This is a genomic window from Anaerocolumna jejuensis DSM 15929, assembly GCF_900142215.1.
GTDB classification, from domain to species: Bacteria; Bacillota; Clostridia; order Lachnospirales; family Lachnospiraceae; genus Anaerocolumna; species Anaerocolumna jejuensis.
Window position 1 is genome coordinate 26847 of sequence record NZ_FRAC01000011.1, and the last position, 23866, is coordinate 50712.

The following is a 23866-nucleotide window of genomic DNA, read 5'->3' on the forward strand; positions in this document are numbered from 1 at the left end:
TCAGGACAAATAGAGCAGCATGGACAAAGACGTTACACTATTGGCAATAATGTGGGCGACGATGGAAAAGCGGATATTTCTCTTTTTTACGACCCAGTAATACAGGGGAATAGTCATAAGAAGGCGGCTGAAAAAGTGCCAGGGTGTAAAAAAGTGATATAGGGAAAATAGAGCGGCGTTTAAGAGAATGGCCTTGTTCTGGGAAAGATTAATGCGTGGGAGTAAATATCCTCGAAAATATATTTCCTCCATAATAGGGGCCGTAAAGCCGTTTAAGAGTAAGCAGACAAGGCTTGTCAGGATGATTTTCCAATTAGAAAAGGAGGACAGGTCATAGTTGCCAATAAAATATTTGGTGGGAATGAAGGTAAATACAGTATCCCTGAAATTGATTTCAAGAGGGGTAAGTACATCATTTACCGCAATTGCCCAGATAGCCATGAGGGGTATGAAAATCAGGTATTCTTTCAGGCTGGATTTTTCCAGATAGGGCAGCTGGCTGGCTATTTTATAGGTACCGGTATTCCGTTTTGTAACATAAAGCAATATTCCCAGCTGTATAGGGACCAGAGCCAGTACGGTATCGGCATTATAGGCTAAATCGTTTGGGACTCCGTAACCCATGATAAGGGGCACCAAAAGAAAGTCTACCATTACCATTATAATTCCGGGGAAAAGGTGCAGAATTATTGATTGAATGAGTGTGTGCCTGGATACATCCTTTGTCATTGTTATCCCTCCCTACTATAATTAACATACCGGTAAGTTAATTGTAGTAGGGCATTTGAAGCTTGTCAAGGAACTTAGGAAAATTCTGTTAAACAAAAAAGCAATCATTCCCCAATATAGCAGCTAACGGTAACCGGAAGGCGGTATGCCTACCACCTTTTTAAAAGCCCTGCGAAAGGATAAGGAGCTGGTATAGCCGACCTTTTCGGCGATTTCCTCTATGGTAGTATCCCTTTGTTTTATCAGCTCACAGGCCTTGTTAATTCTTAATGCCTCCAGATACTTACTGAAGGTCTGGTCCACGTATTTCTTAAAATACTGGGAAAAGTAGGACTCCGACATATGGAATTCTCTGGCCATCAGGCTGACGCTCAGTAAATTATCATGATAGTTTTCATTTATAAAGTGGAGCATATCTTCAAAGAGCAGGCTGTCAGAAGGAGTGCTCTTAATGGCAGCGATAATGCGCCTGTATGCTTCCAGGATACGGTCACACTCATTCTCAGGATTCAGATTGTTCAAATTAACCTTAAACAGCCCGTGTATATGGATATTCAGCTTGAACTCCTGCAAAAGCCGGATAATGCCGGTCTGCATATCCATAAACAGCTTTATGATGGTACTTTGTGAGAGGTTCCTCTTCTTTAGGTTCTCGGTAAAGATATAATCCAGTAACTGCTCCGTTTCTTCTAAATTTCCGGCGCCGACAAGGCCCTTTAGCTTCATTTCTATTACGTTAGGATAGAAATAATAGGAGGGCTCCGTTACCATATCCTCATAGAAAGACGGTACCAAAGGAAAACAGGATAAAGGCATACATGTCAGCCTTTAAGTCCAGTTCCAGGTATTTTGCATTTACCAGAATCTCCAATTCATTGTTAAAGGCTCCGTTTAACAGCTTTTCATAAAAGGCGCGGACTAAAATAATCCGCTGCTCCGCTATGGCAAGAGTCATTTGGCGCAAGCTTGCTGGTAAAAGACGTCCTGCAAATTGATGCCATTATGGGCTTGTGTGCCAGGGGCGGTTTTACCGTTGATATGAAATGGAAAACGGGAAGACTGGAAAGGGCTGTTATCTCCTCTAAGACAGGAGGACACTGCAAAGTAAGATATAAGGATATTCTGACGGAAATATATGTTCCTGCCGGAGGCGGCGTTGCTTTAGACGGTAAATTAAAGCAGATATCAAAATAATAAATACCTGAAGCTGTTGTGATTGCAGTTATATACGGTAAAAGTAAAGTTCTTGCTTTTTCTGATATTAACTGGAGTTACCGCAGCTTTTTTAATATACAGTACCAGAAGGGTCATAGGTTGCAAGCACCGGTATGAAAGGAATAGCATTTTACTCTACTTATTTGTGCAGCATTTAAGAACAGTAATGGAATTTAATAAAACCATAAGTATTTTTTAACAACAAATAACTCTTTAAATGCTATTTATCTTTCAAAACTGACAAAATTCATGTTTTATGATAAACTAAAGCTATGGACTTGAAGCGGGATTCGTTACACAGACTTAGCAGGGAAGATATGGTTTACCAAAGGACTGAAATTTAAGTACAGCATTGGGGGTAAAGGATGAAAAGAAGATTTATGTACCTGTATCACAGATTTATGGATTACAGTATCCGAAAAAAGCTATACATCATGAATATCAGCATTATTCTGATTATGACGGTGCTTCTTGGCCTGACCGGCTACCTTTTTGTAAAGAACCTGCTGACGAAAAAATCCCAGACTTCCAGCATCAGCGTGGTAGAGCAGCTGGGTGAGAACTATGATTCTGCCATAACTACGATTACAGATTTTGTGTTCCGGCAGTATTTTGATTCTGAGCTGGTAAGCTTCCTGTCCAATGGGAAGGCCACGAGGAAAGAAAAATATGAGATGAATAAATTCTTCAGCAGCTTTAGCTATAATCTGATGAATTATAACAGCAATATCAAGCTTGTGGTCATTTCAAATTTAAAGGAGGCACTGTATTATGCCGCAGACAGCAGGCTGGCGGTGAAGGAGCAGGACATTACCGGGAGCATTCCTTATGAGAAAACCCTTGGGAGGTGGGGGAAGACCGAGTTGTATTCCTGCGGCAATCAAGTGGTTCTCGCATCCAGGGCAATTATTGATAAAAACAGTATGAACAAGGTCGGTATCATTACAATAGGAATCGATGCCGAATATCTGAAAGAGCTTTATAAAAATGCCTTAACGGAGGAAGCCAATACCTTAATTCTGTTCAATGACGATAATCAGATAATGCTGTCTTCCGATGAGACAAAAAGGGAGGCTGCCGAGCTTACCGTCAAGTATTATCAGCCGTCGGTACAGGGACAGCGGAGGTTTTATTACCATGATACGCCTTATATTTATGTGACCTGGTTTTCAAAGGACAACAACCTCTGGCTGATGGAGCTGATTGACCTGGATGTAATCTCAAAGGAATCGGGAAAGATTTTAAAGCCCTTTATTTATATCGCAATATTGGCAAGCGCCTTGTCAGGGCTGATTGCCTGGGGGATTTCCAGGGGAATTGCAGGTACTATCGGACAGCTGCTTCATAAAATCCAAATGATAGGAAGAGGGGATTTTACAACGGAAATCATTCCCGCATCCAAGGATGAGATAGGTGTGCTTGCTTTAAAATTCAATGAAATGTCAAAGCAGATTCAGAATCTCATTGAGATAGTCAGTGAGGAAAAAACAAAAATGAAATCCGCAGAGATAAAGACACTGCAGTTCGAATATGATGCCCTACAGGCTAAAATCAATCCCCATTTTTTATATAATACCTTGGAAAGCATTAACAGCATGGCAAAGCTCAACGGAGAAGAACAGATTGCAGACAGCATTTATCTCCTTGGAAATTATTTAAGGGATACCATCAGCAATAAACGGAAATATGTATATCTCTGGGAAGAGATTGAGAATATCCAGAACTATATCAAAATCCAGAAGGTATCCTGCGGAGACAAAATAGACATCTTGATTCATGCAGAGGAATCCCTGACAGATACGCTGATACCAAAGCTGATTCTGCAGCCGCTGGTCGAAAACGCGTTCATTCACGGGGTCGCTCCAAAGGTTGGAAAGGGTTATATATGGGTGAATGCAGTATGCGAAGGAACGGATATGCTGCTTGTGGTGAAGGATGACGGCATGGGAATTGTTTCGGAGAAGATGAAGGACGGCCTGTTGATGGAAACGGATGACCGGAGCCCCCTGCATACAAAGGTGGGCATTATGTCGGTCCATAAAAGGATACAGATACTTTATGGTGAAAAGTACGGGTTAAAGATTAAAAGCGAAGAAGGAAAAGGAACCAGCATTATAGTCAGGATGCCGATCCGGTTTGAGGGGGAAATAGAAGATGAAGCATTATAAAGTGTTTATAGCAGATGATACTCCATTAATAAGAGAAGCACTTATCAAATCGATTCCCTGGGAGCGGCTGGGCTGTATCATTGCAGGAGAAGCGGAGGATGGGCTGAAAGCAAAAGAAATGATAGACAAAATCAGGCCGGAAATACTTATTGCCGATATCCGGATGCCCGGCTTGGACGGACTTGCGCTGACAGAATACAGTAACCGGATACTGCCGGATTCCAAGGTAATCATTATAACCGGATTTCAGGAATTTGAATATGCCAGAAGGGCCTTACAGCTGAATGTGAAGGATTTCCTTTTAAAGCCTCTGAATAACGATTATGTAATGCGGGTGGTGGCCGAAACCGTACAGGAATTGAGGCAGCAGGAAAAGCGCGCCGAGTATGAGAAAAAGCTGCTGCAGGAAAATGCGGATTATCAGACAAAGGTCAGAAGCTCCATCAGGGCTATACAGGGAAAAATACTTTCCGATTTATTTCTGGGAAGGGGAAATTCCGGGGAGTATTCCAAAGAGTATCTAAAGGAAATGGGACTTGCAGGTGTTCATATCCAGGTCCTTGGGGCAAGAGTGCGTTCCTCGGATGAACAAATGAGCACGGCTGTCTGGAATCAGATTATTTTCTACATGTATGAGTATGAGAAAGCGAAAAACGTCAGGGTCCTTGAAGTGAGGAACGTGAAGGATATCCTGTTCTTTGTCCTGGATAAGGAGAAGAAAAGCTCCAGATCCCATAAAATATATATGAAGAATCAGATTATCTATATGAACAGGCAGCTGCGGAATGAGCTGCTTCCTGAAATCTGTGCATGTATCGGAAATGTGACGAATCAGCTGGAGAAGGCAGTGGAATGCGGCAGGCAGGTAATGGAGGTTCTGGAATATAACTTTTTTATGACAAAAGAAGAGATTTTGGAGGTTGAAAATTATCAGCTGCTTAAGGGAAAGAAAAGCAGCTATAGAATTCCTGATTTTGATAAGCTGTTTCTGGCACTGGAAGCTTCCGACCGGGAGAATATCAGGGGAGAGGTGCAGAAGCTTGTGGAGGATATTGCCAGGGGAACCGGGGGCAACCTCTTTCAGATTAAATGCCTGCTCAGTGAGCTGTGTATTACGGTGCTCCGGCATTATAACCAGAAGGGAAAGGACGAGAAAATTACAAAGCTGATTGATGAAATCGATAATCTGGTTAATCTGGAAGCAGCAGGAGCCTATGTAAATGAATTTATGGATGAAATCAGAAAGGATTTAAAGCAGGAAAGGGTACAGTACAATCCTTTGGTGCAGGATGCTATAAAGTATATCCAGGAAAATTACGGGAAAGACATATCCCTGACTATGGTGGCGGACTTTCTTGCCGTAAACCCTTCCTATTTAAGCCGCCTGTTAAAGCAGGAGACCGGGGAAAATTTTACGGACATCCTGATGGATATCAGAATACGGCGGGCCAAGCAGCTGCTTCATGAACCGGGAGTCCGGATTACCGATATCACAGAGCTTGTCGGTTACAATAATTATGAATATTTCTTTCAAGTATTCCGTAAAAGCGAGGGGATTTCGCCTAGTGAATACCGCAGACAGATTAAGCAGTGAATAAATACATCGAATTGATAAAAACCGTAAAAAAAACTTATATATTGTAAAAATAGTAAAATGGTTTTACCATCCCAAAAAGCTACAATGGATATATCAAATGAAGGAGGGAAAGTTATGAAAAAGAAACTTGTTACATTGGTATTATCTTTGTGCATGGTAATTGGGATGTTTGGCGGATGCAGCAAATCGGAACCTGCTGACAGCGGTACGGGCAATGCTGCAAAGACAGAAAACGGCAGCAGTGATGCCAAAAATGACAGTGGCACAAAAGGCGGCGAAAAAGAGATTACAGTAACCATCTTCCATCACATCGGTGAGCAGACCGGAAGGGATAATCTCGATAAGATGCTTGCACTGCTGGAGGAAAGAAATCCGGGCATTAAGTTTGAAGCACAGGGCATCGATTACAGCCAGTATGATACGATATTAAAGACAAAACTGGCAGGAGGAGATGCACCGGATATCATTATGGGACGGCCCAAAATGTATGCGAATCTGATAGATGCCGGATATATTGAATCCTTATCAGGACAGCCTTTCCTTGACCAGGTCTCACAGGAATCCCTTGCGTCCATGACAATTGACGGGAATGTATACGGCGTACCTACCAATATGAGCGGAATGGGTATTTTCTATAATAAAGAGGTCTTCAAAAAGAATGGGGTGGAAATTCCAAAGACCCATGAGGAATTACTGGCAGCCAGCAAGAAATTCCAGGATGCAGGTATTTATCCCTTTGCACACGGCTACAAGGATTCCTGGCCGGCACAGTGTGAAATCCAAAGTGATTTATATGGTTACTGCCTGGAGAAAAACCCTAAGATGTTTGAGGAAATCCAATCCGGTGAAAAGCAGTTTGCAGATTATCCGGAATTCAGGGAAGTTGTGCAAAGAACAGCGGACAGACTGGGCTTTGAAAGCGGTGATGACTTTGGTACCGACAGTGCCCAGGCCAGGGAAATGCTGATTAACGGAAAGGCTGCCATGCTTGTCAGCGGTAACTGGGAAATTGGCGAATTTATTAATCTTGGTGCGGATGACAAGGTTGGATTTTTTGCAACACCTAATTCTGATGACAGTAACCCGGTGCTTGGCCTTGCTTCCGATGGAAGCTATATGCTTTGCGCACAATCCGAGCATAAGGAAGCAGCTTTAAAATTCATTGAATTTTTAGCGACTCCTGAAGGAGCTGCCATGTGGAATACCGGTGGAAAAGATATTCCCTGCTCCCTGGAGGTTGACAGCAGCACTTTGTCACCGATTGTACAGGAAATTGTTGATATCGAGAAAAACGGTAAGGTCTATAATTATGAAGCCCAGGGAATTTTTACAGGACAGTTTGATTCGACCTTCCGTAAATGGCAGGAAGAATTTGCAGCAGATACGGACAGAGACGTGGACAAATATATCAAAAAGCTCGATGATGAGATAAAGGCAATTCAAGTCAGCGGTAAATAGTCACTGGTACTGCCCGGTAAAATATATCCGGGCAGTACTATTGCAGAGCTGCCGGCGGCAGTTTACTATGTGCGGGAAAGCGCACAGATGGGAGTTAATATGTATCAGAAATCACATTTAAAAAGAACTGCGGTGAATCTGTTGTTTTTACTTCCAGCCATGGCCTTGTTTCTATTTGCGGTTGCGGTGCCTTTTGTTAAAGGTATCAGGTATTCCTTTACGGATTGGGATGGATTCTCACCGGTTTATCATTACATTGGCTTAAAAAATTACACCAATATTTTAAAGGACCCGAGTATTGTAAGACCGATTCAAAATTCCGTTTTTTACACAGTAGTAACAGTTATCGTAGATAATGTGTTAGGCTTGCTGGTGGCGATGGCTTTAAAGAACAACACAAAATTAAACAAAACATTGCGTACATTTGTATTTATGCCCTTTGTAATCAGCCTTGTGCTGACGGGATTTATGTGGAGCTATATGTACAGTGACGTATTATATAAAATTTTCGGCATAAAGAGCTTATTGGGAAATGCCAAAACAGTTATGCTGGGCGTCTGCATTATGGGCGTCTGGAGAGATACCGGATATTCCATGTTAATCTATCTGGCAGGGCTTCAGGGGATTGACGAAGGCTATTACGAAGCTGCCAAGATTGACGGAGCAGGAGCCTTTAAACGGTTTACCAACATCACCCTTCCTTTACTGGCGCCTGCCATAACCATTAATATTACCCTATTCCTGGGATGGGGCTTAAAGGTATTTGATTATGTTATGGCTGCTACCAACGGCGGCCCGGGAAGAGCCTCGGAGACTATGGCACTTTATGTATATAATTACACCTTCCCCTATAACCGGGCGGGATACGGGCAGGCAGCCGCCATATTGATGATGTTTGCCATATTCATTGTAACCGGTGTGATTACGACACTGTTAAGAAAGCGGGAGGTGGACATGTAATGGGAAAAGAACTGAAAACAGCCGCAGCTTCTCTTGGAAAGATTGCAATGGCATTGGTCTTCCTGGCTCCGTTTTACATTGCTGTTGTATACGCAGTAAAATCTCCGGAGGAAAAAGCAAGAACAGGCCTTGCATTTCCAACTGGCATACATTGGGAGAATTTCACCGAAGCAATCAGAGTGTCTAATTTCTGGAATGCAACAAAAAACAGCCTTATCGTGACAGTCTTCAGTGTGGCCTTGCTGATGATAGCCTGCAGTATGGCAGCCTATGTAATCGCCAGAAATATGCACTCCAGATTCTATCAATGCATTTATTATATATTTCTGGGAGCCATTCTTTTATCCTTCCAGGTAGTTATGCTTCCTCTTTATGTTCAGCTGAAAGGTACGGGAATGCTTAACAGCAGGCTGGGGCTTATATTAACCATCAGCGGCTTCCAGCTGGCATATAATGTATTTGTTTACGTAGGGTTTATCAGGAGTATCCCCATACAAATGGAAGAGGCTGCCTTTATTGACGGTGCCGGCAGGTTACGGACCTTTTGGAGTATTGTTTTCCCCCTGCTAAAGCCTATCGTTTCCTCGACCCTGATACTGAATGCCCTGGCTGTATGGAATGATTTTCAGATTTCCCTGATTATCGCACAAAAGGAGGCTGTCAGAACAATTCCTCTGACCCAGTATTTCTTCTTCGGACAATACAGTATTAAGTTAAATATGGCATTTGCCGCCTTTGTTCTGGCGATGATTCCGATTATTATATTATATCTGGTCATGCAAAGATATATTATCAGCGGTGTTATGGCGGGGGCGGTAAAGGGATAAAAAAATTGAGCGTATTAAAACAAACTGGATTATTCGACTGGATTAACGAATATTCAGGAAAGGAGTTATTATGCTAAGAGACAGCAATAATAAAATTATAATGGAACCATCCACAGAGCCCAATGAAGCTCAGAAAAGGCAGATTGCCAGAAAATATGGGATGTTTCTTCACTTCGGTATAAATACCTTCGGCAATGTGGAGTGGTCGGATGGAAAGATTCCCATAGAAAGCTACCAGCCGGCTGCAATCGATGCGGAACAATGGGTCAGAACGGCCTATGAAGCCGGCATGAATTTCGTGATTCTGATAACCAAGCACCATGACGGCTTCTGCCTGTGGGATACGGATACGACAAGGTACAGTGTTAAATACAGTCCAAACACGGCAGATGTGGTAAAAGAAGTGTCTGAGGCCTGCAAAAAATATGGCCTGAGCTTCGGCTTATATTATTCCCTGTGGGATGAGCATGAACCGTCTTTTGCAGATAATTTTGACAGGGGCTATATCAATTATATGCTAAAGCAGCTGGAAGAACTGATGGATGGCAGATATGGTGAAGTCGTTGAGTTATGGATGGACGGGCCCTGGAAGAAGCTGTGCCCCCAGTGGCGTTATGAGCTGATTTATGATCTGGTGAAAAGGCTGCAGCCCCAGTGCCAGATAGGCATTAACCATACAATTGGGGAGCCTGGCCTTGGTGACCCGGACGAGCGTTATCTTCCGAAAAATTATCAGTTATATGACCCAATCAGAAATTACCCTTCGGATTTCAGGCTATGGGACCCCCATATCTGCAGAAAGGATGATCCTAAGATCTATACCTGTGAAGGAAAGAATTACTATATGCCCTTTGAACAGACCATCTGCTCAAGAGACGGTTTCAGCTGGTTCTATTCCGATCAATATGAGGAAAAACCGTTAATTGATAAGAATTATATAGCGGATTGCTACAGGCAGGTAACAGCCCAGGATAATCTGATGGTGGTGAACCTCCCCCCTGACACCCGGGGAAGGTTATCGGAAAGAGATGTACAAAATATCATGGATGTGGCTGACATACTGGGTATCCGGAGAAAATAGAGAGATTTGGAATAGCAGTGATGCTGTAATTAAAAATATAGGGTTATAAATTGAAAAGGTAAAAGTAAAAAGGTAAAAGTAAAAAGGGATTGCCCCGCAAAGTAGTTAGTGGGCAGTCCCTTTTTATACGAAAATAAACCCTGTGGTTCAAATAAAAAGAAACTTGAATTAGGTACCGAGGAGTGGTTGGATAAAATGGAATTGTACGGATTTATTAAGGAAAAGATATAATGGGATTTTATAGAATTTAACTAGTAGAAAAGGTAGAAAATTTCTGGAAAGTTTTATATAATTAATACAAACCACACAAAAAAATTTATGATACTCCATTATCGGTTGAAATAACTTGTTAAGAAAGGGAAGGAGAGAATAAATGACAGAAGAGGTTTGTAACTGTCTGGATAAGTTTGAGGAACAAACCAGACAGCGTTTTCACAAGCTTTATGTACTTATCTATGAAAGCACCTCCCAAAGTATCAATGAGAAGTTATGGGCTAAGCTGCCGTCCTTTTACGTGAAGAATAATTTTATTCGCATTATTCCATTTAAGGACCATATTAATATAGAAGCAAAGGCAGTCCTTTCTCGTAAGGGTGAATTAGGGGAATATAAGATAACGCCAAAGGGCATGCTGCAAATTTATCATAACCAGGCAATTCCGGAGGAGATTTTGAAAGCAATCTTTCGAGAAACCTTGGAGCAGAAATTTTAAAAGGTATTAGAAATTATCTTAAAGGAGGAATAAAGGTCAATGAGTGAAATATTTAAACAAATACCACTGTACCGCTTTATTTCATATTGTGATGATACCGGACTGGATAAAACGGTATTGGATTGCGGAGCCGGAGGAGACTGTCCGCCCTTAAGCTTATTTTCAGAATATGGATACCTTACCCAAGGAATTGAATTTAGTACAAGCCAGCTTGAAGAAGCGGAAAAGTATGCAAAAAAGAAGAACCAGAACTTGAATATTGAACAGGGTGATATGAGAAAACTAAAGTTTGCCGATGAAACATTCAGCTTTGTTTATTCATATAACTCAGTGTTTCATATGAAAAAGGAGGAAGTTTTAAAGTCCGTCAACGAAATGAAACGGGTATTAAAAAAAGACGGACTGTTTTTTGTTAACTTTCTCACGGTAAAGGATTTTCGGTGCGGTCAGGGCGGCAACCTGGGAGATAATCAATATGAACAGCTGGACGATAATATGCCGGTTATACATTCGTATTATGAGGAAGAGGAAGCGGACGTCTATTTTAAAGATATGAAGATATTGTTCAAGGAGACCCGGGTGGTGGAAAGAATATTCGAAGGAATACCCATCCGCCAGGGCTTTGTTGATTATATCGCGGTGAAACGATAGAGGTTTTGCCTATACAAAAGACTAACTGCTCGTGAAAGGAGGCTCTATGAAAATTATATTTGTAAGACATGGGGAGCCGGATAAAACTTATGTGGATGAAAAGGGCTTTATTGGACTGGGAAGGGATATGGCTCCGTTGACAGATACGGGAATTGCCCAGGCGAAGGAAGCTTCTGGCAGTCCATTATTGCATGGAGGACAGATCATTATTTCCTCCCCCTATACACGGGCCTTATATACTGCGGCTATCATATCCAAAAATATTGGACTTGACATCCTTGTTGAAGTTGATTTACATGAATTCTTTCCGGATAAGACATTTATGGTAAAGGGCGAGGAAGAGAATTCATTGCTGCATCAGGATTTTATAAAATGCATGGGTGAATATCCAAAGGGTGAGACCAGAAAGTGGGAAACAATATCGGAAATCATACTGCGTACCAAGCCTGTAATGGATAAGTATTATGATTTGGGGTATGAAAAGATTATTGTTGTTGCTCATGGGGGTGTCATCAGAAGGTATACAGGCATAGGAGTGATAGCATACGGAGGAGTCCTGGAGATGGAGTATGACAAGAATTTTCAATGCTATGGCTGGGTGTAAAAGCATTGAAAACATTAAAACAGCATGTCTGATATGATAATTATTCAAGTAAATATTCACACAGCTGCAGGCTCCATCTTAGAAGTTTACTATCTGGGATTGGAGCTTTTATTATAGGTTGATTGGTAATGGTGTGACGCATAAAAGGAAATATGACCAGGGTCATAAATATACTTGTGAAATGCATGGATATTATGCAATGATTTTTATAAAAGGAATATGTTAATAAAATGAATAATAATTTTATAAAAATGCATATAGATGACATTTTTATTGCAGAAATATATTCTGAGTGCTATAATACATACTGAAAAATCAATATTAAAGATACAGATATGTTACCGTACATACAATGGTAGTATGTTTCAACATTGAATAATTATACATGTGCAAGAAAAACAGCCCAGTCAGAGGAGGAATCACAGATGAAAACGAAGATTTTTGTGGATGGAAGTGAAGGAACTACCGGCCTTCGAATACATGAACGCTTTATGAAACGCCAGGATATTGAGCTGCTGACCATATCACCGGAATTAAGAAAGGATGAAGCCGAAAGGAAGAGGCTTATCAATGCTTCCGATATTACTTTCCTTTGCCTGCCTGATGCGGCTGCGAAGGAATCCGTAGCCATGGTGGAAAATGAGAAGGTAAAAATTATTGACACCTCTACAGCCCACAGGACGGACAGCGAGTGGGCATATGGTTTCCCGGAGCTTTCCCCGGAGCACAGGGCTAAGATTCAAAAGGGAAAACGCATTGCTGTACCCGGCTGCCATGCAACAGGCTTTATCTCTTTGGTGTATCCGTTAATTGCAAAGGGAATTCTTCCTGCCGACTATCCTGTCAGCGGTTTTTCCCTTACCGGATACAGCGGCGGCGGAAAGAAGATGATTGCAGAATATGAAGAGGAAAACCGTCCGGCCGAATACGATGCGCCCAGAGAATATGCTTTAAACCAGCAGCATAAGCATTTAAAAGAAATGAAGGTTATAACCGGACTTAAAAGGGAGCCCTTATTCTCACCTATTGTAGCAGATTATTACAGCGGTATGCTGGTCTCCCTTCCTTTCTATACGGATATGCTGGCAGCAAAGCAGACACCGGAGCTTATTCATGAATTTTTTGCCGACTATTATAAAAATAAGCTATTTATAAAGGTCATGCCATTTGGCGGGGAAGCTGAGAAAAAGGGCTTTTTAAGCGGAATTGACTGTTCCGGCTGGGACGGCCTTAAAATCTATGTTACCGGCAATGGGGAAAGGGTTGTTTTATCCGCACAGTTTGATAATCTGGGCAAGGGAGCTTCCGGTGCAGCGATTCAATGCCTGAACCTGATGCTTGGCTGCCAGGAGGAAGAGGGGTTGAATCTATAAAATTCTGTTGCTTTTACGGAAAGTATGTTATGATAGGGGTAATATCTGCTTATGAAAGGATTTCAAAAGTACTGCTGGTTTGCTCCTGACATGATAAGAAAATCCTTTTTATTAGAAAGGAAAAGAAATGGAAAAGAAAAATACGGCCCGTTCCAATAGCAAAGTGCATCCACATATTATGGAGGACGGTACCACCTGCGTCCACAGCCATGAGGATGGTACGGAACATAAGCACAGCCATCAAAATACAAAGGCGGTATTAAACCGTCTGTCCCGTGCATCAGGCCATCTTGAGTCCGTTAAACGTATGATAGAAGACGGAAAGGATTGCAGTGAGGTGCTTATTCAGCTTTCTGCTGTAATTGCTGCCCTTAACAGTACGGGTAAGATAATACTGGAAGACCATATACAGAACTGCATTGTGGATGCTATTGAGTCAGGGGATAATAAATCCATCGAGAACCTGAATAAAGCCATAGACAGATTTATTAAATAAATAAGACGAACATTTACTGCAAATATTAAAGTGCAGTCTTACAATATGCCCCTATCCCCATCCGGGGCATATTATATTTCCAAATATCTTAATTCTGGAATTTTACCTCCCGGAATACCTTTAAATACCAATCTGAATTGCTCTTATTTTTTTCTCTAAAATATCCCCCCCACAGGCTTGTTTTCTGCCGGAAGTCCGCTATAATTCAGATAGATTGAAAAATGCGGAGCGTTTTTCAAATTTCTATTTAAGCAGTATCGCAAGTAAACTTGCGATTTGCATGGGGATAGATTAATCGATTAATAAACACAAAGGAGATTATCAGTTATGCATATGGCAGATGCTCTGATTGCACCCGCTGTTGCGGCAACGATGTATGCTGCTTCCGGTGCGACAACGGCCTTCTCGATTAAAAGGGTGAGGCTTGAAAATGATCCTAAGAAAATACCGACCATGGGTATTATGTCAGCGTTTGTTTTTGCTGCCCAGATGATTAATTTTACCATCCCAGGCACCGGTTCCAGCGGCCATTTATGCGGAGGGCTGCTCTTATCCATATTATTGGGACCTTACGCAGGGTTTCTTTCCATGGTATCAGTTCTTCTGATACAATGCCTGCTGTTTGCGGACGGAGGTTTATTAGCCCTTGGCGCTAACATATGGAATATGGCCTTTTACGGATGCTTTGTAGGATATCTTTTAATCTATCGTCCTCTGACGAAAAAGACTTTCAATCGAAAAAGAATTATGATAGCATCTGTTTTAGGAAGTGTTATAAGCTTGCAGCTGGGGGCCTTCAGCGTGACATTGGAAACATTACTTTCCGGCATTACGGCACTTTCCTTTGGACAGTTTTTAGCACTGATGCAGCCGATTCACCTTGCCATTGGTACGGTAGAGGGACTGATTACGGGAACGGTGGTTATCTTCCTGTATAATACGAGACCGGAGCTTCTTAAAAAGGATGCGCCGGAAGGAAAATTCAGCTTTCAAAAGGTCATGGTGATTCTTGGCATAGCAGTATTTTTAATTGGTGGCGGCTTATCCCTAGCGGCATCAAAAAATCCCGACGGCCTTGAATGGTCGATTGAAAAAATCACAGGCAATACCGAAGTAGATACAAAAGATAAATATGCAGATACGGTTGAGACAGCAGCCAAGGTACAGGAAAAAACCGCACTCTTACCGGATTATTCCTTCCCGGACAGCAGTTCTCCGGCCGGAACCTCATTTTCCGGAATAATCGGGGCAGCAATCGTGGCGGCTCTTACCATCGGATGCAGTGTATTATTTAAAATGTTCCGGAAAAAAGATAGTACTACATAGACTTATCCTTAATAATTGAAAAAGTATGTCATGTATATTGAATAGTTACTAATCCTCAGCCCAATCTTGCGGCGCGTTGGGAAGGTATGAAAGTTAGTGTGATACCCGAATCGAAATTTATTTTTCAAGATAGCAGGTTTAATTAGGAAGGCGGATTCTTCATAGAGGGGAACTGCCTTCCTATTCATGCATCATATAGAAATCCATCATTCAAGATATGCTATTTACGAAAGGAGCTACACTATGGCTAAAATTACGGATGCTATATTTGCAGTCCATGAATTGGAGGAAATGGCAGAAAGAAAGCTTGAGGTTAACAGGGTGCACCCTTTGGTAAAGCTTGTCGTTACCTTAACATATATGATAATAGTAGTATCTTTTCATAAATATAATATTTTGGGTCTGCTTCCGTTTATTCTATATCCCTTACTTCTCCTAAAGCTGTCTGACATTCCGGTCATGACCTGCCTGCAAAAAATAAAAGGACTGCTTCCCCTGCTTTTATTTATAGGGATTTTCAATCCTATATTTGACAGAGCACCACTTGTGTATATGGGCAGTCTTGGAATATCCGGAGGTGTTATTTCCATGATTACCTTGTTCCTGAAGGGGATGTATTGTATAGCAGCCTCTTTTCTTTTAATTTCTACTACGGGGATTGACGGTATTTGTTATGCCTTAAGGCTTTTGCATGTGCCCAACATACTGGTAACACAGCTATTGCTTACCTACCGTTATATTACGGTACTTATGGCGGAAGCCAACGGGGTATACCAGGCCTATTCCTTAAGGGCACCGGGAGAGAAAGGGGTAAAATATAAGATATGGGGCTCTCTTCTGGGGCAGTTGTTGCTTCGCTCCATCGACAGAGCGGGAAATCTATATGAAAGTATGCTGCTGCGTGGATTTAACGGAGAATTTACTTATATAAAGAGAACAAAGGCACGGGGACAGGATTATGTCTATCTTATTGTGTGGCTTGGAATGTTTGCTGTGCTTTATGTTGGCATAAAGCTGTTAATTTAGGGAAAGACTTCCAGCATTGTCTGGGATGCATTATTTTTGTGATGCCAAAAAGAGGCATTGGGAAGAGTGAAAGGAAAAATCATTTTGAAAGGATGCCACTTACAGATTCTTTCACTCGTTTTATTTTGTGGCAGTATCGCAGGCTTGCCTGCGGTATCAATGGGTGTAAATATGAGGTTGGCAAAGGGAAGGGAATCCATTAGTAATACCAATGAGAATAGAAACGATGAGAATGAGTTTAAGGGATTAATCGAATGCAGCCAGCTGTCTTTTTCTTATGAGAAAGGGGCGGAAATACTGAAGGACATTACGTTCTCCACTATGGAAGGGGAAGCTGTTGGTATAGTAGGTGCCAATGGGGCAGGTAAATCCACCCTTCTCCGAATCCTGGTAGGCCTTGAAACAGCTTTCGGCGGGGAGGTTCTCATAGATAGGATTCCTGTAAAAAGGGATACCTTGGCGGCTGTAAGAGCCCATGCGGGATATTTGTTCCAAGACTCCGATAATCAGCTTTTTACCCAGAGCGTTTACCAGGACGTAGCTTTTGCTCCGAGAAATTATGGCCTTGGAGAGGAAGAGGTTGACAAAAGGGTTATGGATGCCCTTCACACTATGGGCATTACACATTTAAAGGACAAGCAGATATATAAAATGTCGGGCGGTGAGAAAAAGATGGCTTCCATTGCTACCCTGCTGTCTATGACACCGGATATTCTTTTATTTGATGAGCCTTCTATTGCCCTTGACCCAAGTAACCGCAGGACCCTTATCAATGTCCTTAACAGACTGGAGTTAACAAAGCTGATTGCTTCCCACGACCTGGATTTGATTCTTGAGACCTGTTCCAGAGTGGTATTGATTTCCGAAGGACGGATTGTAAAGGAAGGTCCGGCAGTGGACATTCTAAAGGACAGGGAGCTTTTGGAAGCCAATCATCTGGAACTGCCTTTATGTATGCAGGGATATATCCCTTTTGAGAAAAAACGGCAGTGATAGTATTGACAAAATGAGTGTAATGAGAGCAGGATAATAATATAGAAAAATAATATAAAAATATTTTAGAAACTATGAAAATTATTTAAAATATCAACAGGAATCGCAGAAGGGAGTACATAAGATGGATTTAGAAAAGCTGCCAAGCCAGAGACTACGCAAGATTGCACCGGAATTGGACCCATTAAGAAGAGGAATGGGCTGGAGTGTGGAGGATTTATCGAAACCGCAGATAATGATAGAGAGTACCTTCGGAGACAGCCATCCGGGAAGTGCCCATCTCTTTGGACTGGTGGAAAAGGCGGTTGAGGGGATTGAGGAAACGGGAGCCAAGGCCTCCAGATATTTTACCACGGACATCTGCGATGGCATGGCACAGGGCCATGACGGGATTAATTACTCTCTGGTATCCAGAGAAACCATTGCAAATATGATTGAGATTCATGCCGGGGCAACTCCCTTTGACGGCGGGGTCTTTATAGCAAGCTGTGACAAAGGAGTCCCGGCCCATTTGATGGGAATTGGCAGGGTAAATATACCCTCCATTATGGTTACAGGAGGAGTAATGGATGCGGGACCGGATCTGTTAACGCTGGAACAGATAGGAGCCTACAGTGCTATGTACAGGCGGGGAGAGATAACGGAAGAAAAGTTAAATTATTATAAATACAATGCCTGTCCTTCCTGCGGGGCCTGCTCCTTTATGGGCACAGCCTCCAGTATGCAGATTATGGCAGAGGCTCTGGGACTTATGCTTCCCGGAAGTGCTCTGATGCCGGCCATGTGCAGGGACCTGCCGGCCCAGGCAAAGGCAGCGGGAGAACAGGTTGTAAAGCTTGCAAAGGAGGGAGTAAAAGCAAGGGATATTGTAACGTTGAAATCCTTTGAGAATGCGGTTATGGTTCATGCGGCCATATCCGGATCTACGAACTGTCTTTTGCATATGCCCTCCATAGCCAGGGAATTTGGAATAGATCTTGACAGTGACAGCTTTGACAGACTCCACCGGGGAGCCCATTACCTTTTAGACATACGGCCTGCCGGAAAATGGCCCGCACAGTATTTTTATTATGCGGGAGGGGTGCCGGCAATCATGGAGGAAATCAAGAAGAGCCTCCATCTGGAGGTATTAACGGTTACCGGAAAGACACTGGGAGAGAATCTGGAAGAATTAAAGAAAGACGGTTACTACGAGAAATGTTATTCCTATCTGGAAGGGACAGGCCTTAAGAAAGAAGATATTATCCGTCCCTATGATAATCCCATCGGAAAGAACGGAACAATCGCAGTTCTAAGGGGAAACCTAGCACCGGAAGGAGCTGTGGTAAAGCATTCGGCAGTTCCCAGGGAAATGCATAAGGCGGTTCTTACTGCCAGACCCTTTGACTGTGAGGAAGATGCAATAGAGGCAATTCTCAGTAAGAGGATAAAGCCGGGAGATGGGGTTATTATCCGTTATGAAGGGCCAAAGGGGAGCGGTATGCCGGAGATGTTCTATACTACGGAGGCTATTTCTTCCGACCCTGAGCTAGGCAAGACAATTGCCCTCATTACGGACGGACGTTTTTCAGGCGCTTCCAAAGGGCCCGCTATCGGACATGTCTCACCGGAGGCAGCGGAAGGGGGACCCATTGCCCTTGTGGAAGAAGGGGATTTGATATTATTGGATATCGAGAACCGTGTTCTGAAGCTTACAGGAGTAAATGGACAGCCCTTAACGGAAGAAGAGATGGAGAAAGTTCTGGAGGAAAGAAGAAAGCATCTGAAGCCCAGGGAACCAAAGTACAGGACTGGTGTATTAAACATATATGCAAAGCATGCGGTATCACCTATGAAAGGCGGATATATGGAGTAGAACGGATTGGCTCTAATACTAAAAATATTGATTCGATGTCATAAGTTAATGTTATGTTTAATGAAAGTATACTTGGAGTATAAAGATACACTCAGCTCCGTGAAAGTCGCTTTGCTGCACTTTATACCCTAAATGTACATAGATAAAAGCTGAGATTGACTTATTACACCCGAATCAAATATAAGTTCAATAAACATGACATTACACACCCAAATCAATATAAATTAAAAAAACCATTCCTGAAAATAGTAAATAATAAAGTCTTGGAAGATACTAATAGCAGATTCAATCATAAATCGGATAGATAAAAGAAAGGATAGCAGAATGAAACCTTCCAAGATATACTATGAGCCGGATGTTTTAACTTATCAGTTAGGCAGGGAACTGCAGGAGAAATACAAAGATCTTCCCTGGGTGCCAATCGAAAGCCACAACAATATTCAAGAGCTTAGAACAAAGGAAAACAAGGAGTTTAAGGAGTTAAAGACCCTCCTTATCCTTGGCACCAGGAAAACCCATAAATATTCACCGAATTTCAAGGTGTCGGATTACCTGGTACCCTTTACCTCTTCCGGCTGCACAGCCATGTGCCTTTACTGTTACCTGGTCTGCAACTATAATAAATGCTCCTATCTCAGGGTATTTGTAAACAGAGAGGAAATGATGAATAAGCTTATCCGGTTTTCTGAAAAGAGTGAGAAGGAAAATGTCTTTGAAATAGGCAGCAACAGTGACCTTCTGCTGGAAAATACGGTTACGGGGAATCTTCCCTGGATACTGGAAGAATTCTTAAAGGCAAAAAAGGGCAAACTGACCTTTCCAACGAAATTCAGCATGGTGGAGCCTATGTTAAATATAAACCATCAGGGCAGGATTATCTTTCGAATGTCCGTAAATCCCCCCTTTATCATCAATAATGTGGAAATCGGAACGGCATCCTTAGCCAACCGGATAGAAGCCTTAAATAAAGTGGCAGAAGCAGATTACCCGGTGGGAATATTAATAGCCCCGGTTATCTTTACAGAGGGCTGGAAGGCGCTTTATACGGAGCTTCTGGATATACTGGCGGAAAAGCTTTCACCCAGGGTAAAGAAAACCATGTTCATTGAAATTATTTTCATGACCTATAGCTTTATTCACAGAAGCATTAACAACGAAGCCTTTCCCGAAGCTCTGGAGCTTTATGATAAAGAGCTTATGAAGGGCAGGGGAATGGGAAAATACTGCTACAGGCCGGAATTACGGGAAGAGGGAGAACGGTTCCTTTTGGAGGAGATTGATAAAAGATTCGGAAAGGATAAGATTTTATACTTTAGTTAATCAGTTTGATTCGGGTATCAATGGATAATCTGATAAAAATTAAATTCTGTCAACCGTATCCTCTTTTAGAAAGAAAACTGGTTGGGGAAGCCTTAAGTTAAAGCTTTTCCAACCAGTTATTTTTTTCATCGTGCAGGGTCAAGGATAATGCCGGTTATTATTTTACGACCTTTATTTTCTTTGATACCGTAAGGCTTCCGATGGATGCAGTAATTACAGTTGTTCCCGCCTTTTTGCTGATTACCTTGCCGGTACTTGTAACAACAGCTACGGATTTATCACTGGAAGTCCACTTAGCAGTACCGGCTACACCGGTGGCACTTACCTTGAAGGTAAAACTCTTACCGAGCTTGATAGTTCCGGTTGAAGCAGTAAGGGTAAGGTGTGATTTCTTAACTATAATATTGGTCTGGAGCTTATAGGTAATAGCTCCCTGGGTAACGGCAGAGGTAATGGTTACGGTACCTGCTTTGATAGCGGTTATTAATCCGTTTGTACTTACCGTTGCAATGTTCTTGTTACTGCTGCTGTAGCTGACCCTGGCAGTTCCGAGTAAATTATTCAATACCAGCTGCAGGCTGTTCCCTTCATAGATAGCAGCTTTCTCTGTAGTACTGGGGATTTCCATGGTACCCTTAATGAATCTGGCATTGAGGTCAGGATTTAAAATGCCCTCTTCACCGATTTTCTTAAGGGAGGCTATGACGGTCTCATTGTCGAGGGCATTGGTATTCTTATTTGAAATAATATCGGATAGGAATACGGTGTATTTGTTTCCGCCTGTAGCAATATATTCATTGGTCAGGACGGTGTAGGTTTTATGTAAGTCCATAGGGGTACCGTCAGCAAGGCGGACATCAAATACCTGATTGTCCTCCGGGCGGGTGAGGTCGTATTTGGCAGTAAGACCTGCCATCTGCATGTTGGAGGAATCATTTCCGACAACCTGCTCCAAAAGCTTAACCACCTGGGTGCCTGTCATCTGGACCTTAAACAACCGGTTATTAAAAGGAAAGACCGTATACATGTCATATGCCGTCAGCTTCTTGGCATCAAAGTTACAGCGGATACCTCCGTCATTGCAGAAGGCAAAATCCACATCCTTCTCACCGTACAGCATCAGGTCTGTTACGAAGTTTCCCATAGTTGTAGTCAGGGAATCACCGATGTAATCTCTGGTCAAGGCAACCGGCAGGTCTGCGATTACTTTATTTAATTTCGGACCAACACTGTCAATGGAAAGGTTGCTGATAGTCACTATCTGGCTGTCCAGATTGGCGGCATTTTCAGGGGTATTTAACAGGTTTGAAAGGTTAGCTTTATCATAAACGGATACATAGGACGGATTCTCCACAGTTACGGTTCCGTTTGCCTTTATTGTCATATCAGCTTTTGCATAGCCGTAACCATAGCAATTGCCTTCCGCATAGGGAATTCCGCTGTCTGCTTTACCGCTTTCTATCTTGTGGCTGTGGCCGCCAAATAAGAAATCCACATAAGTATGGTCAAATAATTCAGCTGCTTCTTTGGCATCCTGGTGGGCCAGTACGATAACGGCATCTGCTTCTTTGCTTTCCTTTAATTTCCTTGCAAGATTATTCACCAGGCTTACATCCTCACTGATGGTGTAGGGTGCGACCATGGCTGCCATGATATCTACGGAGTATTCAGCAGCCCAGCCTATGACTGCAATCTTCTTTCCGCCGCGGTTTATAATGGTATAATCCTTGGTATAGGGGATTCTTTTATTCGTTCCCGCAGCGTATACATTGCAGGCCAGTACGGGCGCGGTGCTGTTAAGATAGGTACCGTCCTTGGTTAAAACGGTATCAAGGCCCCAGTCAAATTCATGGTTGCCGAGTCCGTGGGCATCATAAGCCATTGCATTGAATGCCTGTACCACATATTTACCATAGGAGAAGTTGGAGATTGGGGTTCCCTGGAAGGAATCACCGCTGTCTAATAGGATTACATTCCCTTTGCTGCGGTAGTCAGCGAATACCTTCGACATATAAGCCAAACGGTATTGATTGGTGGACTTGTCCGATAAATTGGTGACCTCTGCCATATGTCCGTGCAGGTCTGTGGTTTCCAGCAGGGTAAAGGTTACATCACTGCTGCTTTCTGCCTTTGCTGTATTGCCTGGAACTGTAAGCAATCCGAATACCAGAGCCAGAGTAAGCAGTACAGACAAAAGGTTACGAAATCTTGTTTTCATAAGAGCCTCCTTACTTATTATACAAAGTATAATTCCATAATATGGAATATATAAACATTATAATTCCAAACCTTTGGTTACGCAAGGCTTCATACATAATTTTATAGTGAATGGGAAATTTGATTCAGATGTCATAAGTCAATGTTACGTTTAAGAAATGTATACATGGGGTATAAAAATACACTCAGCTCCGTGAAAGTCGCTTCGTTGCATTTTTATACTCCAAATATACATAGATGAAAGCTGAGATTGACACCCGAATCAAATTTACTTATAAAAAATAAGGCTTCATGTCTTCACTTCTCTAATTTTAGAGATGAAAACAGGAAGCCCTTGCTTTGGCTATAAAAATGCTATGTATTTTCTGCATTTTACTTTAGTGGTATCTATGGATGCTTGTAATAAGCACTGGTAGCTGGTTTAAAAATCAAAATGTACTTTATCAGCCTTTTAACTTAATTCGGTTAAGGCAATTATGTCAGTAACAGTTATCTTATGAAATTTGTAAATACCCTCTCTTCCCTCTCAGGCAGAGTAATACCGTCTTTCTTTCCGGCTTCTATGCACTTTAACAGCCAGGCCATATTTTTACCCAGGGTTCTCATGATCTGCATACCCTCTAAATCCTGCTTAACCTCCTCCGGCGTATTTCCGTGTACCATGTTCCAGTACTGGGAAGATACTACAGGCATATTGGAAATGGTAAAATATTTGTTCAGCTGATCCAGGGAAGCCGTAGAGCCGGCTCTCCTGCAGCTTACCACAGCAGCTCCCGGCTTATAGGAAAAATCATTGCCGCAATAAAAGAAGCGGTCTAAGAAAGATGTAATGGCTCCGGCGGCAGAAGCATAGTGAACAGGAGCGCCAAAGATAAAGCCGTCGGCCTCCTTTGCCAGGTCCAACGCTTTGTTGACCGTGTCGTTGTCATAAGCACATTTGCCGGGAAATTTGGAACAGACTCCGCAATCCAGACATCCTCTGATGGGTTTATTTCCTATGTGAAATATCTCAGCTGTAATCTCCTCTGCCTCCAAGACCTTGGCGATTTCCTCCAGTGCTGTATAAGTACAGCCGTGTATATTGGGACTTCCGTTAATTAGTAAAACCTTCATAGGGCACCTCGTTTCCTGTAATATTGGTTTTTACCTAATAAATCATATCACGTAATTTCTTTCCGGAAAAGAGGAAAAAAGATTGTTTTTATCAGGGGATTTGATACAATGGATGTTAAATAACAAATCAGAAGAACAGCACAAG

At 42.3% G+C, this 23866-nt stretch carries 22 protein-coding genes; 17 read left to right on the plus strand and 5 right to left on the minus strand.

Annotation, left to right across the window (positions count from 1 at the left end):
* The 3 genes from BUB77_RS11265 to BUB77_RS11275 all read right to left on the minus strand — a co-directional run bounded on the left by BUB77_RS11265 (position 1) and on the right by BUB77_RS11275 (position 1684).
* Positions 1-729, minus strand: coding sequence for a CPBP family intramembrane glutamic endopeptidase (locus BUB77_RS11265; protein ID WP_073275891.1), 729 nt, complete (start codon positions 727-729; stop codon positions 1-3).
* A gap of 123 nt (positions 730-852) precedes the next feature.
* The gene (locus BUB77_RS11270) at positions 853-1500 is read right to left on the minus strand and encodes a helix-turn-helix domain-containing protein (RefSeq protein WP_073275893.1); all 648 of its coding nucleotides are present in this window, start codon (positions 1498-1500) and stop codon (positions 853-855) included.
* A gap of 4 nt (positions 1501-1504) precedes the next feature.
* Positions 1505-1684: a hypothetical protein gene (locus BUB77_RS11275; RefSeq protein ID WP_073275896.1), complete on the minus strand. Its 180-nt coding sequence runs from the start codon at positions 1682-1684 to the stop codon at positions 1505-1507.
* A gap of 11 nt (positions 1685-1695) precedes the next feature.
* Between BUB77_RS11275 and BUB77_RS11280 the strand changes: the two genes are divergently transcribed.
* From BUB77_RS11280 to BUB77_RS11360, 17 genes are all read left to right on the plus strand, one after another.
* Positions 1696-1923 (plus strand): glycoside hydrolase family 95-like protein, encoded by a 228-nt coding sequence (locus BUB77_RS11280; RefSeq protein ID WP_073275898.1) that lies wholly within the window; start codon positions 1696-1698, stop codon positions 1921-1923.
* A gap of 386 nt (positions 1924-2309) precedes the next feature.
* Positions 2310-4112 (plus strand): sensor histidine kinase, encoded by a 1803-nt coding sequence (locus BUB77_RS11285; RefSeq protein WP_073275900.1) that lies wholly within the window; start codon positions 2310-2312, stop codon positions 4110-4112.
* Positions 4099-5706 (plus strand): response regulator transcription factor, encoded by a 1608-nt coding sequence (locus BUB77_RS11290; protein WP_073275902.1) that lies wholly within the window; start codon positions 4099-4101, stop codon positions 5704-5706. Before BUB77_RS11285 ends, BUB77_RS11290 begins: the two co-directional genes overlap by 14 nt.
* A 117-nt stretch (positions 5707-5823) precedes the next feature.
* The gene (locus tag BUB77_RS11295) at positions 5824-7167 is read left to right on the plus strand and encodes an ABC transporter substrate-binding protein (RefSeq protein ID WP_073275904.1); all 1344 of its coding nucleotides are present in this window, start codon (positions 5824-5826) and stop codon (positions 7165-7167) included.
* Between the two features lie 99 nt (positions 7168-7266).
* Positions 7267-8127 carry a carbohydrate ABC transporter permease gene (locus BUB77_RS11300; protein WP_084124139.1) on the plus strand — a complete coding sequence of 287 codons (861 nt, stop codon included), beginning with the start codon at positions 7267-7269 and terminating at the stop codon, positions 8125-8127.
* Complete coding sequence (locus tag BUB77_RS11305) at positions 8127-8954, plus strand: carbohydrate ABC transporter permease (protein WP_073275908.1); 828 nt, start codon at positions 8127-8129, stop codon at positions 8952-8954. The genes BUB77_RS11300 and BUB77_RS11305 overlap by 1 nt, the downstream gene beginning before the upstream one ends.
* 70 nt (positions 8955-9024) lie before the next feature.
* Positions 9025-10035, plus strand: a complete 1011-nt coding sequence (locus tag BUB77_RS11310; protein WP_073275910.1) for an alpha-L-fucosidase — start codon at positions 9025-9027, stop codon at positions 10033-10035.
* Positions 10036-10408: 373 nt separating this feature from the next.
* Positions 10409-10747, plus strand: a complete 339-nt coding sequence (locus tag BUB77_RS11315) for a DUF1801 domain-containing protein (protein WP_073275912.1) — start codon at positions 10409-10411, stop codon at positions 10745-10747.
* A 39-nt stretch (positions 10748-10786) separates the two neighbouring features.
* Complete coding sequence (locus BUB77_RS11320) at positions 10787-11398, plus strand: class I SAM-dependent methyltransferase (RefSeq protein WP_073275914.1); 612 nt, start codon at positions 10787-10789, stop codon at positions 11396-11398.
* Positions 11399-11444: 46 nt separating this feature from the next.
* Positions 11445-12002: a histidine phosphatase family protein gene (locus BUB77_RS11325; RefSeq protein ID WP_073275916.1), complete on the plus strand. Its 558-nt coding sequence runs from the start codon at positions 11445-11447 to the stop codon at positions 12000-12002.
* A 425-nt stretch (positions 12003-12427) separates the two neighbouring features.
* Positions 12428-13375: an N-acetyl-gamma-glutamyl-phosphate reductase gene (gene argC, locus BUB77_RS11330; RefSeq protein WP_073275918.1), complete on the plus strand. Its 948-nt coding sequence runs from the start codon at positions 12428-12430 to the stop codon at positions 13373-13375.
* A gap of 127 nt (positions 13376-13502) precedes the next feature.
* Positions 13503-13871 (plus strand): metal-sensing transcriptional repressor, encoded by a 369-nt coding sequence (locus BUB77_RS11335; RefSeq protein WP_073275920.1) that lies wholly within the window; start codon positions 13503-13505, stop codon positions 13869-13871.
* A gap of 327 nt (positions 13872-14198) precedes the next feature.
* Positions 14199-15197 (plus strand): energy-coupling factor ABC transporter permease, encoded by a 999-nt coding sequence (locus BUB77_RS11340; RefSeq protein ID WP_073275922.1) that lies wholly within the window; start codon positions 14199-14201, stop codon positions 15195-15197.
* 243 nt (positions 15198-15440) lie between these two features.
* Positions 15441-16223, plus strand: a complete 783-nt coding sequence (gene cbiQ / locus BUB77_RS11345; protein WP_073275924.1) for a cobalt ECF transporter T component CbiQ — start codon at positions 15441-15443, stop codon at positions 16221-16223.
* 171 nt (positions 16224-16394) lie between these two features.
* Positions 16395-17216: an energy-coupling factor ABC transporter ATP-binding protein gene (locus BUB77_RS11350; RefSeq protein WP_084124164.1), complete on the plus strand. Its 822-nt coding sequence runs from the start codon at positions 16395-16397 to the stop codon at positions 17214-17216.
* A 124-nt stretch (positions 17217-17340) separates the two neighbouring features.
* Positions 17341-19071, plus strand: coding sequence for a dihydroxy-acid dehydratase (gene ilvD / locus BUB77_RS11355; RefSeq protein WP_139241161.1), 1731 nt, complete (start codon positions 17341-17343; stop codon positions 19069-19071).
* A 324-nt stretch (positions 19072-19395) separates the two neighbouring features.
* Positions 19396-20391: an SPL family radical SAM protein gene (locus tag BUB77_RS11360; protein ID WP_073275926.1), complete on the plus strand. Its 996-nt coding sequence runs from the start codon at positions 19396-19398 to the stop codon at positions 20389-20391.
* A gap of 157 nt (positions 20392-20548) precedes the next feature.
* Here BUB77_RS11360 and BUB77_RS11365 read toward each other — a convergent pair whose 3' ends face one another.
* On the minus strand, positions 20549-22609 hold the full coding sequence (locus tag BUB77_RS11365) for a 5'-nucleotidase C-terminal domain-containing protein (RefSeq protein ID WP_073275928.1): 2061 nt from the start codon (positions 22607-22609) through the stop codon (positions 20549-20551).
* 488 nt (positions 22610-23097) lie between these two features.
* On the minus strand, positions 23098-23721 hold the full coding sequence (locus BUB77_RS11370; RefSeq protein WP_073275930.1) for a flavodoxin family protein: 624 nt from the start codon (positions 23719-23721) through the stop codon (positions 23098-23100).
* Positions 23722-23866: the final 145 nt, after the last annotated feature.

Coding starts and splice junctions, on each gene's coding strand:
- BUB77_RS11275 (WP_073275896.1), bottom strand. CDS start 1,684: ATGACTCTTGCCATAGCGGAGCAGCGGATTATTTTAGTCCGCGCCTTT.
- BUB77_RS11305 (WP_073275908.1), top strand. CDS start 8,127: ATGGGAAAAGAACTGAAAACAGCCGCAGCTTCTCTTGGAAAGATTGCA.
- BUB77_RS11370 (WP_073275930.1), bottom strand. CDS start 23,721: ATGAAGGTTTTACTAATTAACGGAAGTCCCAATATACACGGCTGTACT.
- BUB77_RS11365 (WP_073275928.1), bottom strand. CDS start 22,609: ATGAAAACAAGATTTCGTAACCTTTTGTCTGTACTGCTTACTCTGGCT.
- BUB77_RS11360 (WP_073275926.1), top strand. CDS start 19,396: ATGAAACCTTCCAAGATATACTATGAGCCGGATGTTTTAACTTATCAG.
- BUB77_RS11320 (WP_073275914.1), top strand. CDS start 10,787: ATGAGTGAAATATTTAAACAAATACCACTGTACCGCTTTATTTCATAT.
- BUB77_RS11300 (WP_084124139.1), top strand. CDS start 7,267: ATGTATCAGAAATCACATTTAAAAAGAACTGCGGTGAATCTGTTGTTT.
- BUB77_RS11310 (WP_073275910.1), top strand. CDS start 9,025: ATGCTAAGAGACAGCAATAATAAAATTATAATGGAACCATCCACAGAG.
- BUB77_RS11290 (WP_073275902.1), top strand. CDS start 4,099: ATGAAGCATTATAAAGTGTTTATAGCAGATGATACTCCATTAATAAGA.
- BUB77_RS11335 (WP_073275920.1), top strand. CDS start 13,503: ATGGAAAAGAAAAATACGGCCCGTTCCAATAGCAAAGTGCATCCACAT.
- BUB77_RS11340 (WP_073275922.1), top strand. CDS start 14,199: ATGCATATGGCAGATGCTCTGATTGCACCCGCTGTTGCGGCAACGATG.
- ilvD (WP_139241161.1), top strand. CDS start 17,341: ATGGATTTAGAAAAGCTGCCAAGCCAGAGACTACGCAAGATTGCACCG.
- BUB77_RS11350 (WP_084124164.1), top strand. CDS start 16,395: ATGAGGTTGGCAAAGGGAAGGGAATCCATTAGTAATACCAATGAGAAT.
- BUB77_RS11270 (WP_073275893.1), bottom strand. CDS start 1,500: ATGGTAACGGAGCCCTCCTATTATTTCTATCCTAACGTAATAGAAATG.
- BUB77_RS11295 (WP_073275904.1), top strand. CDS start 5,824: ATGAAAAAGAAACTTGTTACATTGGTATTATCTTTGTGCATGGTAATT.
- cbiQ (WP_073275924.1), top strand. CDS start 15,441: ATGGCTAAAATTACGGATGCTATATTTGCAGTCCATGAATTGGAGGAA.
- BUB77_RS11315 (WP_073275912.1), top strand. CDS start 10,409: ATGACAGAAGAGGTTTGTAACTGTCTGGATAAGTTTGAGGAACAAACC.
- BUB77_RS11285 (WP_073275900.1), top strand. CDS start 2,310: ATGAAAAGAAGATTTATGTACCTGTATCACAGATTTATGGATTACAGT.
- BUB77_RS11325 (WP_073275916.1), top strand. CDS start 11,445: ATGAAAATTATATTTGTAAGACATGGGGAGCCGGATAAAACTTATGTG.
- argC (WP_073275918.1), top strand. CDS start 12,428: ATGAAAACGAAGATTTTTGTGGATGGAAGTGAAGGAACTACCGGCCTT.
- BUB77_RS11265 (WP_073275891.1), bottom strand. CDS start 729: ATGACAAAGGATGTATCCAGGCACACACTCATTCAATCAATAATTCTG.